The organism is Pantoea sp. MHSD4 (assembly GCF_021043305.1).
GTDB classification, from domain to species: Bacteria; Pseudomonadota; Gammaproteobacteria; order Enterobacterales; family Enterobacteriaceae; genus Pantoea; species Pantoea eucalypti.
In genome coordinates this window covers 37,505-50,846 of sequence record NZ_JAJNDH010000003.1, presented here as the reverse complement: position 1 = coordinate 50,846, position 13,342 = coordinate 37,505, and the positions used below count along the sequence as shown (strand labels likewise).

Here is a 13,342-nt window from a genome sequence, read left to right as displayed (position 1 = left end):
TTAAACCAGATGGAGTTAAGCATGGCACAGCGGGTGGTATTGGTTGTCGATATGCAGAATGGCGTATTCAGCTCGCCACGCTTCGATAAAGCGGGACGAGTGGCGCAGATTAACCGGCTGACCGCACGCGCCGACATCACCCTCTTTATACAACATCGTGAAGGCACGATGTGTGAGGGGAATGAAGCGTTTGAGCTGCTGACGGAAATCGCTCAGCCTGCTGGCGCGCACTACATCACGAAAACCGCCTGCGACAGCTTCTGGCAAACCGAGCTGGGCGCGCTGTTAGAAAGGCTGGCGATTAAGGAATTTGTGGTGTGCGGCTGTGCCACAGACTACTGCCTGGATACCACAATAAAAGTCGGAGCCAGTGCGGGCTATGCCATCACCGTCGCTGCGGATGCACACACCACGGCAGATCGCCGCTGGGTCAGCGCCGATGCGCTGATTAACCAGCACAATGAGGTGTGGGCTTCACTGCTGATCCCCGGCAACGTGCCGCGTGTGCTGAGCACGGAGGCCATTCTGGCAGAATGGTCGTAACAGGCCGCAAAAGCCGCGCATAAAAAAAGCCCGCATAAGCGGGCTTTTTGCACTCTTTGCCAGAAGAATTCCAGCCAGCGAAATCAGAATGGAATATCGTCGTCGAAATCCATTGGGGGTTCGTTGTTGTTGCTGGCCGGCGCGCTCTGTGGCTGCTGCGGACGAGACTGCGCGCCGCCACTGAACTGGTTGTTATTGCCCTGCGGCTGCTGCGGCTGACCCCAGCCATTGTTGTTGCCACCCTGCGCGCCGCCACCTGCTGGCGCACCCGCGTTTCCACCCTGCTGACGTCCGCCCAGCATCTGCATGGTGCCGCCAACGTTAACCACGACTTCGGTGGTGTAACGTTCCTGGCCGCCCTGATCCTGCCATTTACGGGTACGCAGCTGGCCTTCGATGTAAACCTGCGAACCTTTTTTCAGGTATTCGCCTGCGACTTCAGCCAGTTTGCCAAACAGCACCACACGGTGCCACTCAGTGATCTCTTTGTTTTCACCGGTCTGCTTGTCGCGCCAGCTCTCCGATGTAGCCAGCGTAATGTTGGCAACAGCGCCACCATTTGGCATGTAACGTACTTCCGGATCCTGACCCAGATTCCCGACAAGAATCACTTTGTTAACGCCACGACTGGCCATGTTGCTGTCTCCCGATGAGTTAATGCATACAGTCTAATCTATCAATTCTAACACGTCCTGCGGACTGTTTCCCACTTTCGAGCGGGGTTCCAGTTTTAACGCTCTCTGTTCTGGCGCGCAAGAGTACTGGATATTTATTCAGTCTATTTTTTGTGCCATAATGACACGTTTATTCTGGCCGTGTCGGCAAGGCGCGGTGAGTGCTGCTAATCCGGGAAAGGTGAATGGATAAGATCGAAGTTCGTGGTGCCCGCACCCATAATTTGAAAAACATCAACCTGACCATCCCACGCGACAAACTCATTGTGGTGACCGGCCTGTCAGGTTCAGGTAAATCCTCACTGGCGTTTGATACGCTGTATGCGGAAGGTCAGCGCCGCTATGTAGAGTCGCTCTCTGCGTATGCGCGCCAGTTTCTTTCGTTGATGGAGAAGCCGGACGTCGATCATATCGAAGGTTTGTCGCCCGCCATTTCCATCGAACAGAAATCCACCTCGCATAACCCACGTTCAACCGTGGGAACCATCACTGAGATTCACGATTATCTGCGTCTGCTGTTTGCCCGCGTAGGCGAACCGCGCTGCCCGGATCATGATGTGCCGCTGGCGGCGCAGACCGTGAGCCAGATGGTGGATCAGGTGCTTTCCCAGCCGGAAGGCCGTCGCCTGATGCTGCTGGCACCGGTGGTGAAAGATCGCAAGGGTGAGCACACCAAGACGCTGGAGAATCTGGCGACGCAGGGCTACATCCGTGCGCGTATCGATGGCGAAGTGTGTGACCTCTCCGATCCGCCGAAACTTGAGCTGCAGAAGAAGCACACCATTGAAGTGGTGATTGACCGCTTTAAAGTGCGTGACGATCTGGCGACCCGTCTGGCGGAGTCGTTTGAAACCACGCTGGAGCTCTCCGGCGGCACGGCTATCGTGGCGGACATGGATGACAGCGCCGCAGAAGAGCTGCTCTTCTCGGCTAACTTCGCCTGCCCCATCTGTGGTTACAGCATGAGCGAGCTGGAGCCGCGCCTGTTCTCGTTTAACAACCCGGCAGGCGCCTGTCCAACCTGCGACGGCCTGGGCGTACAGCAATACTTCGATCCTGACCGCGTGGTGCAGAATCCTGAACTTTCTCTGGCAGGCGGCGCAATCCGTGGCTGGGATCGGCGCAATTTCTACTACTTCCAGATGCTGCGTTCGCTGGCGGAGCACCTCGATTTTGATATCGAAGCGTCGTTCGGCAGCCTGCCCGAGAACGTGCAGAAAGTAATTCTGTACGGATCAGGCAAAGAGAGCATCGAATTTAAGTACATCAACGATCGCGGCGATACGTCTGTTCGCCGTCATCCGTTTGAGGGCGTGCTCAATAACATGGAGCGCCGCTACAAAGAGACCGAGTCTTCAGCGGTACGCGAAGAGCTGGCGAAATTTATCAGCAACCGCGCCTGTGCCAGCTGTGAAGGCACCCGTCTGCGTCGTGAAGCGCGCCACGTCTTCGTCGAGAACACTACGCTGCCGACCATCTCTGAGATGAGCATCGGCCATGCGATGTCCTTCTTTGAAAACATGAAACTCAGCGGCCAGCGCGCGCAGATCGCCGAGAAGATTCTGAAAGAGATTGGCGATCGCCTGAGCTTCCTGGTCAACGTCGGCCTGAACTATCTCTCGATGTCCCGTTCCGCCGAGACCCTGTCCGGTGGAGAAGCGCAGCGTATCCGTCTGGCCAGCCAGATCGGTGCCGGCCTGGTCGGTGTCATGTATGTGCTGGATGAGCCTTCAATCGGCCTGCATCAGCGCGACAACGAACGTCTGCTTGGCACCCTGATTCATCTGCGAGACCTCGGTAACACCGTGATCGTGGTTGAGCATGATGAAGATGCGATTCGTGCCGCTGATCATGTCATCGACATCGGTCCGGGTGCAGGCGTACATGGCGGCCAGGTGGTGGCTGAAGGAACCGTCGATCAGATTATGGCGGAAGACGCGTCACTGACGGGCCAGTTCCTGAGCGGCAAGCGGGGTATTACGGTGCCAGAGGAACGCGTCAAAGGCGATCCGGCCAAAGTGCTGAAGATTACCGGCGCACGCGGCAACAACCTCAAAGATGTCACGCTGACGCTGCCGGTCGGGCTTTTCACCTGCATTACCGGTGTTTCCGGCTCGGGTAAATCGACCCTGATCAACGATACGCTGTTCCCGATTGCCCAGCGAGCGCTGAATGGTGCAACCATCGCCGAACCGGCACCTTACCGCGAAGTGGCGGGACTGGAGCACTTCGACAAAGTGATCGACATTGATCAGAGCCCGATTGGTCGTACACCGCGCTCTAACCCAGCCACCTACACCGGCATCTTCACGCCGGTGCGTGAACTGTTTGCGGGCGTGCCGGAAGCGCGTTCGCGTGGCTACAATCCGGGTCGCTTCAGCTTTAACGTTCGAGGCGGACGTTGTGAAGCCTGTCAGGGTGATGGTGTGCTGAAAGTCGAAATGCACTTCCTGCCGGACATTTATGTGCCGTGCGACCAGTGCAAAGGCAAACGCTATAACCGTGAAACGCTGGAAGTGAAGTATAAAGGCAAGAGCATTCACGAAGTGCTGGAGATGACTATCGAAGAAGCACGTGAGTTCTTCGATGCCGTGCCGGCGCTGGCGCGTAAGTTGCAGACGCTGATCGATGTGGGTCTTACCTATATCCGCCTCGGTCAGTCCGCCACGACCCTGTCCGGCGGTGAAGCCCAGCGTGTGAAGCTGGCGCGTGAACTGTCGAAGCGCGGCACCGGTCAGACACTCTATATTCTTGATGAGCCGACCACCGGTCTGCACTTTGCCGATATCCAGCAGCTGCTGGAAGTGCTGCATCAGCTGCGCAATCAGGGCAACACCATCGTGGTCATTGAGCACAATCTTGACGTGGTCAAAACCGCAGACTGGATTGTGGATCTCGGTCCGGAAGGCGGCAGCGGCGGCGGTGAAATCCTGGTTGCCGGCACGCCAGAAACCGTGGCGGAGTGTGAGAAATCCCATACTGCACGCTTCCTGAAGCCTCTGTTACAGAAGTAATTCCTGCAGGCCCGCCGCGTGCGGGCCTTTTCATGTCATCTGCTGATTCAGCCAGAAAAATGCAGAATCAGGCAAGATTCAGACATGTATAGGCATATACGCTTTTCCCCAGGCTGACTATCCTTAAGCAGTTCCTCTTTGGCACGTCCCTGGCGTCGCCCTGTTTTCGCAGCACATTAACGCTGCTGCACTTCATCGAATAACACTCACGACACATCGAAACTGGAGACACCATGAATATTACGCATGCGTATGCTGCTCAGGATGCAAAATCCAAACTGGCACCGTTCGATTTTAAGCCGCGTGAGCTGCGCGCCCATGACGTTCAGCTTGAAGTGCTGTTCTGTGGCGTTTGCCACTCAGACCTGCACCAGGCCCGTAATGAGTGGAAAAACACCATTTTCCCTGTGGTTCCGGGTCATGAAATTGTCGGTCGCGTGACCGCTGTTGGCCCGCAGACGCAGAAATATAAAGTCGGCGATCTGGTCGGCGTCGGCTGTATGGTCGATTCATGCCGCAGCTGTCCGAGCTGTCAGCAGGGTCTGGAGCAGTATTGTGAAAACGGCTTTGTCGGCACCTATAACGGCGAAGATCGTGAAACCGGCGCCATTACCTACGGCGGTTACTCAACGTCGATGGTGGTTGATGAGAGCTTTGTGCTGCGCATTCCGGAGAACCTGGAGCTGGCGGGCGTTGCACCGCTGCTGTGTGCCGGTATCACCACCTACTCACCGCTGCGTCACTGGAATGTCGGTCCTGGCAAGAAAGTGGGTATCGTCGGTTTAGGCGGCCTGGGTCATATGGGCGTGAAAATTGCCCATGCAATGGGCGCACATGTGGTGCTGTTCACCACCTCGCCGTCCAAAATTGAAGATGGCAAACGTCTGGGTGCCGATGAAGTGGTGATTTCTAAAGATCCAGAGCAGATGGCGCAGCACGCGAACAGCTTTGACTTCATTCTGAACACCGTGGCTGCTCAGCACGATCTCAACCCGTTCATCACCCTGCTGAAACTGGACGGCAACATGACGCTGGTCGGTGCACCGGAGCACGATCACCCGGCACCACAGGTGTTTAACCTGATCTTCAAGCGTCGCAGCATCGCCGGTTCACTGATTGGCGGCATCGCAGAAACCCAGGAGATGCTCGATTTCTGTGGTGAGCATGGCATTACGTCAGACATTGAACTGATCGCGATGGATCAGATTAACGAAGCCTATGAGCGCATGCTGAAAAGCGATGTGAAATACCGCTTTGTTATCGACATCAATACCCTGCGCGAGCAGCCTGCCGCGTAACCCGTCAGATCTGACACCCTCTTGCTCGGGTAAGAGGGTTTTTTTATTGCCGTTTATCGGGCAGCCGCAACCTGCTGGAATGAAGCATCGACCAGATAGTAAATCTGCGAATCTTTCAGCGAGCCGTCCAGAAACAGCGTGCTCCAGTGTGACTTGTTCAGATGCTCACTGGGAATGATGTCGCTATGCTCTTCGCGCAGTAATTCGGCCAGCGCAGGCGTCGATTTCAGCGAAACGGCTGGCCGCCCTTTTGCCTCATGCACCATTGCAAACAGCACACCGTTGCTTTTAATCTGCGTTGCCTTCCAGTCACTGTGGACGCTCTGCTCCGCGCCCGGCTTGCTCATGCAGTAGGTCAATAAATCTGAGTTATTCATTACGACTCCCCTTGTAACGTAGCGACAATCCGCCTGGCACCGCCCTCAATGCGATGCTCGCCCAGCCAGATACCCTGCCAGGTGCCCAGCACCAGACGCCCCCGCTGAACCGGCAATAACAGCGAAACGCCTACAATCGATGATTTGATATGCGCCGGCATATCGTCACGCCCTTCGTAGTCATGCTGATATGGTGCGTTCTCCGGCACATGCCGCATGAAATGCTGCTCCATGTCGCTGCGCACCGTCGGGTCACAATTCTCATTTAAGGTTAACGACGCCGAGGTGTGCTGTAACAGCAGATGCAGCAGACCGGTTTTGATATCACGCAGTCCGGAGAGCGAGTTGACGATCTCATCGGTGACCAGATGAAATCCACGCGGCTTCGCGCTCAGCGTAATAGTTTGTTGATGCCACATAGCGTATTCCTGAAACGGTTATCCCGTTTAAGTGTGCAGCATGACGCCGAAAGGTAAACCCTGACCCATAAAAAAACCGCCAGAGCGAACCCTGACGGTTTAATTTACAGCCAGACAGCCATTACATCACGGCGGCAAAGGCTTCAGCGACCTGATGCACGTTTTTGCTGTTCAGACCGGCCACACACATGCGGCCGCTGCCCACCAGATAGATGCCAAAATCGTTACGCAGACGATCGACCTGTTGCGCACTCAGGCCGGTATAGCTGAACATGCCACGCTGTTTCAGCAGGTAGTCAAAGTTTTTACCTGGCAGCGCGGTACTCAGCACATCCACCAGCGACTGACGCATCGCGAGAATACGCAGACGCATCGCTTCCACTTCAGCCAGCCAGCTGGCTTTCAGTGCCTCATCATTGAGAACGCGCGCAACCACCTGCGCACCAAAGTTAGGCGGGCTGGAGTAGTTGCGGCGAACGGTGGCTTTCAACTGGCCCAGTACGCGCGCTGACTCTTCGGCGCTGTCACAGACGATGGAGAGACCGCCTACGCGCTCGCCATAGAGCGAAAAGATTTTGGAGAAGGAGTTACTGACCAGCGCAGGCAGACCCGCCGCCGCGACCGCACGCAGTGCATAAGCGTCCTGCTGCATACCGGCACCAAAGCCCTGATAGGCGATATCAAGGAAAGGAATCAGCTGCTGTGCTTTCAGCACCTCAACGGTCTGATCCCACTGCGCATCAGTCAGGTCAGCGCCGGTCGGGTTATGGCAGCAGGGATGCAGCAGCACGATGCTCTGCGCAGGCAAGGTTTTCAGCGTGCTGATGAAGGCATCAAATCGCACACCGTGGGTCTCTGCGTCATACCAGGGATAGGTATTGACCTCAAAACCTGCGCCATTAAAGATCGCGATGTGGTTTTCCCAGGTCGGATCGCTGACCCAGACTGCAGATTGCGGGAAGTAGCGCCTCAGGAAATCCGCGCCCACTTTCAGCGCGCCAGAACCACCCAGCGTCTGAATCGATGCAATCCGGCCCGCGTTTAACACCGGATGATCGGCACCAAACAGCAGTGGTGCAATCGCACTGCGGTAACTGTTCAGCCCTTCCATCGGCAGATAGAGGGAAGCCTGATGCGGCTCAGCATAGATCTGCTCTTCGGCAGCGGCGACGGCCTTCAGCTGCGGGATGATATTCTGTTCGTCGTAATAGAGCCCGATACTCAGGTTAACTTTGTGTTCGCGTGGATCTTGTTTGAACGCTTCCATCAACGACAGAATCGGATCGCCAGCATAGGCATCAACGTTTTGAAACACGGTGTAGGTCTCCATGATTGGTCCAGAGGTCAGAGGCGGATTAAACCCGATAGCGTCCCGGACGATGGTTCATTGCAATTATCAGATTCAGGATCACCGCGCCCGCAATAGACGCAAGCAGGATGGGGCCGCTCACCACAAACAGTGAGGCCAGCACGACGCAGGTATCAACCGCCATTTGCAGTTTACCCGCGCGGATCCCAAAGCGATCCTGTAGCCACAGGGCCAGAATATTGATGCCGCCCAGGCTCGCCTTATGACGAAATAACACTATAAACCCGATTCCCATAATGACGTTACCGAACAGTGTCGCATAGAAGGGGTTAAGGTCAGAAAAGTGGACGAACAGCGGGTGCAGCTGGGTAAACAGCGACACCAGTCCGACGGCACAGAACGTTTTAAGGGTAAATTCCCAGCCCATGCGTTTTACCGCCAGCCAGTAAAAAGGGATGTTGATCAGGAAGAACGCGCTGCCAAACGAAAGCGGCGAGAGATAACTGATCAGAAAGGCGATGCCTGCGGTGCTGCCGGTCAGCGCGCCCGCCTGTTTCAGCATAATGACGCCGAACGAGACCATCAGGGTGCCGAGCACCATCGCCAGCGCATCTTCAATGCGCGAATGTGGGACGCGGGAGGGTTCTGCGATGTTATCCATGGAGGTTTTCTCAGTGCAAAAGATGCCGTTTCTATGCAAAAAACACACCAGCGTCACACCCCTTAACGGCTGTAAACGAAGTGCCCGCGATATCCTGTTGATATCTAAGGCGCTTTATAACGGAAAGTTGTGCACAAATTCTGGCCTGCACCATCAACCTATGCATTAAAGTCCGTCAACATGCGCGTTATTTGCATTTATTGCCGCAAGTGTGCACCAAAACCGCACATCACGCACCTTTTTAGCGCGCCTTCTCTCCGGGGATCATCATCAGCCCGTTCTCTTTCATTCGTCCCAGTACTACCGAGGTTTTCACATGGGAAACACTCTGGTGGCCCGCGACTAACTGGCTGATTAGTGCACTGAGGGAATTGAGATCGGCCACCGCCACTTTAAGCAGATAGTCAGCGTCACCGGTCGTTTTGTAAGCGTCCACGATCGCCTGCTCCTGCTCCACCATGCGGTGAAAGCTCTCGACATATTCTGCGGTGTGGTTAATTAAGCGCACCTCGATTAATCCCACCATGCCAAGTCCGATCGCATCGGGCGACAGCCGGGCGTGATAACCCAGGATGAGATTAGCCTGTTCCAGATTGATACGGCGGCGGGAACATTGTGAGGCGGAAAGGCCGACCAGATCGCTAAGTTCCTGATTGGTCAGACGGCCGTTAGATTGTAATAAAGTGAGGATTTTAAGGTCGTAATCGTCTACGTGAGTCATTCCGTTTCCACATCGGTCCAGGCGTCGCTTTATTACAGATAACCCGATTACCCGAGAGGTTGTCCAACACTATTTTCTGATGATGGGTGCTGTCATGCACAGATCGTGCATGACAGCACAAACCGGCGATTATTCGTCGTCGTATTGCGGGCCCGCGTAGTTATCAAAGCGCGACCACTGACCGTTAAAGGTCAGGCGCACCGTACCGATGGGACCATTACGCTGTTTACCCAGAATGATCTCGGCGATCCCTTTGAGATCGCTGTTTTCGTGGTAAACCTCATCGCGGTAGATAAACATGATCAAATCCGCATCCTGCTCGATCGAGCCCGATTCACGCAGATCCGAGTTGACCGGACGCTTGTCAGCACGCTGTTCCAGTGAGCGGTTGAGCTGCGACAGCGCCACCACCGGTACATTCAGCTCTTTGGCCAGCGCTTTCAGCGAGCGGGAGATCTCCGCAATTTCCAGCGTACGGTTGTCCGACAGCGCCGGCACACGCATCAGCTGTAAGTAGTCGATCATGATCATGCTTAAGCCACCGTTTTCACGGTAGATGCGCCGGGCGCGCGAACGCACTTCGGTAGGCGTCAGGCCAGAAGAGTCATCAATGTACATGTTCTTCTTCTCCAGCAGGATGCCCATGGTGCCGGAGATTCGCGCCCAGTCCTCATCATCCAGCTGTCCGGTTCGGATGCGGGTCTGATCGACGCGAGAGAGCGAGGCCAGCATACGCATCATGATCTGCTCGCTGGGCATCTCCAGACTGAATATCAGCACCGGCTTTTCCTGCAGCATGGCGGCGTTTTCGCACAGGTTCATCGCAAAGGTGGTTTTACCCATCGACGGACGTGCGGCGACAATAATCAGGTCAGAGCCCTGCAGGCCTGCGGTCTTTTTATTCAGATCCTGATAGCCGGTATCGACGCCGGTGACACCATCGTGCGGCGTCTGATAGAGCGATTCGATACGGGAGACGGTCGATTCCAGAATCTGCTCAATGTTTTTCGGGCCAGCATCTTTATCCGCGCGCGCTTCCGCAATTTTAAAGACGTTCGACTCGGCAAAATCGAGCAGCTCTTCGCTGTTACGTCCCTGCGGATCGTAACCGGCATCGGCAATCTGGTTGGCGACGGAGATCATCTCACGCACCACCGCACGTTCACGCACGATGTCAGCATACGCGCCAATGTTTGCCGCGCTCGGGGTGTTTTTCGCCAGTTCAGCCAGATAGGCGAATCCGCCCGCCATCTCCAGTTCACCACGGGTTTCCAGCGATTCGGAGAGCGTAATCAGGTCAATGGGTTTGCTGTTTTCCAGCAGCCGCTGCATCTCGGAAAAAATCAGCCGATGCGAGCGGTTGTAAAAGTCATTCGCGACGACGCGCTCAGAGACGTTATCCCAGCGCTCGTTATCCAGCATTAACCCACCGAGCACCGACTGCTCCGCTTCCAGAGAATGCGGGGGCATTTTCACGCCTGCGAGCTGGCGATCCTGCGTTTCGTTCGATTTGTTGGTGGGTTTATTTCCTGCCATAGTGAATGCATTACCGATCTTCTGTGGGGACGCGCAAGTATACCTTAGTTGGGGTGCGTGCCTCACCCTCATGATGAAACAATCACAGGAGTCAGAATGGCAAAGCGTATTCAGTTCAGCGCACATGGCGGTCCGGACGTTTTAGCGTGGACGGATTTTGAACCTGCTGACCCCGCTGAACATGAAGTGCAGGTTGAAAATCGCGCTATCGGGATTAATTACATCGATACTTATGTTCGCAGCGGGCTCTATCCGGTTGCCGATTTTCCCTCAGGCCTGGGGACAGAAGCCGCGGGCGTGGTGTCGCGCGTAGGCCATGGTGTGACCCTGTTTAAACCCGGCGATCGCGTGGTCTACTGCATGGCGGCTATGGGTGCTTACAGTGACGTGCACAACGTGGCGGAAGATCGCCTGATGCATCTTCCGGAAGCCATCAGCTTTGAGCAGGGCGCAGCCAGCTTTCTGAAAGGACTCACCACGCAATATCTGTTGCGCCAGACCTATAAAATCAGCGCCGGTGAGACCTTCCTGTTTCATGCTGCCGCCGGCGGCGTCGGGTTAATCGCCTGTCAGTGGGCAAAAGCGCTGGGTGCGCATTTGATCGGCACCGTGGGTTCAGCGGAAAAAGCCACCATGGCGAAAAATGCCGGCGCCTGGGCGACCATTAATTACCGCGAAGAGAACATTGCACAGCGCGTCAGCGAGCTGACTGAAGGGAAAAAAGTGGCCGTGGTGTATGACTCCGTGGGTAAAGATACCTGGGAGGCGTCGCTGGACTCGCTGCGCCGTCATGGCCTGATGGTGAGTTTTGGTAACGCATCGGGGCCGGTAACCGGCGTTGATCTCAGTATTCTGAATAAAAAAGGCTCACTGTTTGTGACACGCCCTTCACTCTTTGGCTATGTCACCAACCGTCAGGAGCTGGAAATCGCCAGCGCCGAACTGTTCTCTCTGCTGGCGAGTGGCGCAATTAAAGTGGATGTGCCGGAACAGCAGAAGTTTGCGCTGAAAGAGGCCAGCAAAGCGCACCAGTTGCTGGAGAGCCGCGCCACGCAGGGATCCTGTCTGTTAATCCCGTAATTGCAGGCAACAAAAAGGGCTTCCCATGGGAAGCCCTCTTCTGTTTTTTATTTTTTGTTCGCGCTGGTGTAGGGACAGCGGCGATGAATTCATGTCGAGTCGATGGCACATCGATTTGACCTCAGGCATCCTGCCAGAAAACATAAGTAAAAAGTATGGTTAATTGCAGTTCAGCGCTGAGCAATCTCTCACAGTGTGATCATCACCGCATTTAGCGCCAGCCTTTACGGTCCAGCCTGTCGATTTTACGTCTCAGCTTACGACGCGCTCGCGCATCGCTGTCGCCAAAAAAGGCCCGATGCAGCCATACAGCGATCACCGCCAGCACCAGCCACGGCAATACTTTGATCACGAGTGCGAACAGTCCACCGACAAACATCACGATGGTTGCGACAACCAGTGCCGCCAGCACACCAATCAGCGAAACACCGGTCAGCAACAGCATCAGGAAAAACCCTAATACGAATAATATTTCCACGTCAGCGCTCCTTTTTTGAAATCGATTGTTATCGCTATTACAAGAAGCATGCCAACCATTAATTCATTGATTTTTATATAATAAAAATCAAAAGCCGCATGACGCTTTGGCGAAAAAAACCATAAAGTGGCGTAAAAAAAACCAACCCTGATGGCTGGTTTTTCAGGACGGGATTGCAGATCAGGCTTCCTGCGGGATCTTATCCGCTACCAGCGCCAGCGCGGCTTCCAGCACACGGACATCAGCACCCGGTTTGTGGGCGTTTTCACTCAGGTGGCGTCGCCATTGACGGGCGCCGGGAATGCCCTGGAACAGTCCCAGCATATGGCGCGTGACGTGCCCCAGATAGGTGCCCTTCGCCAGTTCCGCTTCAATGTAGGGGTACATGGCGCGCACCACGTCCACCGGGTTAGCCGCCGGATGCTGACGACCAAACAACGTCTGATCGACCTGCGCCAGAATGCCGGGGTTTTGATAGGCTTCACGTCCCATCATCACACCATCGAGGTGTTGCAGATGAGTCTTTGCCTCTTCCAGCGTTTTCACGCCGCCATTCAGCGCGATCGTCAGATGCGGAAAATCGCGTTTCAGCTGATAGACGCGTGGATAATCCAGCGGGGGAATTTCGCGGTTCTCTTTAGGGCTGAGGCCAGAGAGCCAGGCTTTGCGCGCATGAATGATAAATGTCTCGCACTCGCCGCGTCCCGCCACCGTGCCGATGAAATCAGTCAGGAATTCATAGCTATCCAGCTCATCAATCCCGATGCGGGTTTTCACCGTGACCGGAATGGAGACCACGTCGCGCATCGCTTTAATGGCATCCGCAACCAGATTCGCTTCGGCCATCAGGCAGGCACCGAAACGACCATTTTGTACGCGATCGGAGGGACAGCCGACATTGAGGTTCACTTCATCGTAGCCACGCTGCTCTGCCAGCTTCGCGCACTGCGCCAGCGCCGCCGGATCGCTTCCACCGAGCTGCAATGCGACCGGATGTTCCGCCTCACTGTAAGCCAGGTAATCCCCTTTGCCATGAATGATCGCGCCCGTGGTCACCATTTCGGTGTAGAGCAGCGTATCGCCGGTCAGCTGACGATGAAAATAGCGACAGTGACGATCGGTCCAGTCGAGCATAGGGGCAATAGAGAAGCGTTGCGAAGAGAAATTAGACATGAAGCGCAGGCAATCCGGTAATTAAAGATGATGGAATTCTGTGCAAGGATAACACAAGG

The 13,342-nt window shown here is 55.3% G+C and carries 13 protein-coding genes; 4 read left to right on the top strand and 9 right to left on the bottom strand.

Annotation, left to right across the window (positions count from 1 at the left end; all coding sequences use genetic code 11):
* The first annotated feature begins 21 nt into the window (after positions 1-21).
* Positions 22-543 (top strand): isochorismatase family protein, encoded by a 522-nt coding sequence (locus tag LQK91_RS10745; protein ID WP_105099584.1) that lies wholly within the window; start codon positions 22-24, stop codon positions 541-543.
* A gap of 83 nt (positions 544-626) precedes the next feature.
* Here LQK91_RS10745 and ssb1 read toward each other — a convergent pair whose 3' ends face one another.
* Entirely contained in the window at positions 627-1,178 is a 552-nt protein-coding gene (ssb1, locus tag LQK91_RS10740; RefSeq protein ID WP_003855743.1) for a single-stranded DNA-binding protein SSB1, read from the bottom strand.
* A gap of 224 nt (positions 1,179-1,402) precedes the next feature.
* On the opposite strand from ssb1, the gene uvrA reads away from it, so the two are divergent.
* Both uvrA and LQK91_RS10730 read left to right on the top strand, forming a co-directional pair.
* Positions 1,403-4,231, top strand: coding sequence for an excinuclease ABC subunit UvrA (gene uvrA, locus LQK91_RS10735; protein WP_003855745.1), 2,829 nt, complete (start codon positions 1,403-1,405; stop codon positions 4,229-4,231).
* Between the two features lie 233 nt (positions 4,232-4,464).
* Positions 4,465-5,529, top strand: a complete 1,065-nt coding sequence (locus tag LQK91_RS10730) for an NAD(P)-dependent alcohol dehydrogenase (RefSeq protein ID WP_003855747.1) — start codon at positions 4,465-4,467, stop codon at positions 5,527-5,529.
* Between the two features lie 53 nt (positions 5,530-5,582).
* Here the strand turns inward: LQK91_RS10730 and LQK91_RS10725 are convergent, their stop codons facing one another.
* From LQK91_RS10725 to dnaB, 6 genes are all read right to left on the bottom strand, one after another.
* On the bottom strand, positions 5,583-5,906 hold the full coding sequence (locus tag LQK91_RS10725) for an MmcQ/YjbR family DNA-binding protein (RefSeq protein WP_003855748.1): 324 nt from the start codon (positions 5,904-5,906) through the stop codon (positions 5,583-5,585).
* Positions 5,906-6,325 carry a secondary thiamine-phosphate synthase enzyme YjbQ gene (locus tag LQK91_RS10720; RefSeq protein ID WP_003855749.1) on the bottom strand — a complete coding sequence of 140 codons (420 nt, stop codon included), beginning with the start codon at positions 6,323-6,325 and terminating at the stop codon, positions 5,906-5,908. Before LQK91_RS10720 ends, LQK91_RS10725 begins: the two co-directional genes overlap by 1 nt.
* 121 nt (positions 6,326-6,446) lie before the next feature.
* The gene (locus LQK91_RS10715) at positions 6,447-7,640 is read right to left on the bottom strand and encodes an aromatic amino acid transaminase (RefSeq protein WP_105099583.1); all 1,194 of its coding nucleotides are present in this window, start codon (positions 7,638-7,640) and stop codon (positions 6,447-6,449) included.
* A 40-nt stretch (positions 7,641-7,680) separates the two neighbouring features.
* Positions 7,681-8,295 carry a YitT family protein gene (locus LQK91_RS10710; RefSeq protein WP_003855751.1) on the bottom strand — a complete coding sequence of 205 codons (615 nt, stop codon included), beginning with the start codon at positions 8,293-8,295 and terminating at the stop codon, positions 7,681-7,683.
* A gap of 241 nt (positions 8,296-8,536) precedes the next feature.
* A complete protein-coding gene (locus LQK91_RS10705; protein ID WP_105099483.1) occupies positions 8,537-9,016 on the bottom strand; it encodes an Lrp/AsnC family transcriptional regulator in 480 nt (159 codons plus the stop codon).
* Positions 9,017-9,145: 129 nt separating this feature from the next.
* The gene (gene dnaB, locus LQK91_RS10700; protein ID WP_003855755.1) at positions 9,146-10,552 is read right to left on the bottom strand and encodes a replicative DNA helicase; all 1,407 of its coding nucleotides are present in this window, start codon (positions 10,550-10,552) and stop codon (positions 9,146-9,148) included.
* Positions 10,553-10,648: 96 nt separating this feature from the next.
* Between dnaB and LQK91_RS10695 the strand changes: the two genes are divergently transcribed.
* Entirely contained in the window at positions 10,649-11,632 is a 984-nt protein-coding gene (locus LQK91_RS10695) for a quinone oxidoreductase (RefSeq protein ID WP_003855757.1), read from the top strand.
* 211 nt (positions 11,633-11,843) lie between these two features.
* Here the strand turns inward: LQK91_RS10695 and pspG are convergent, their stop codons facing one another.
* Positions 11,844-12,110: an envelope stress response protein PspG gene (gene pspG, locus LQK91_RS10690; protein ID WP_003855759.1), complete on the bottom strand. Its 267-nt coding sequence runs from the start codon at positions 12,108-12,110 to the stop codon at positions 11,844-11,846.
* A 180-nt stretch (positions 12,111-12,290) separates the two neighbouring features.
* Positions 12,291-13,283: a tRNA dihydrouridine(20/20a) synthase DusA gene (gene dusA, locus LQK91_RS10685; protein ID WP_008926606.1), complete on the bottom strand. Its 993-nt coding sequence runs from the start codon at positions 13,281-13,283 to the stop codon at positions 12,291-12,293.
* Positions 13,284-13,342: the final 59 nt, after the last annotated feature.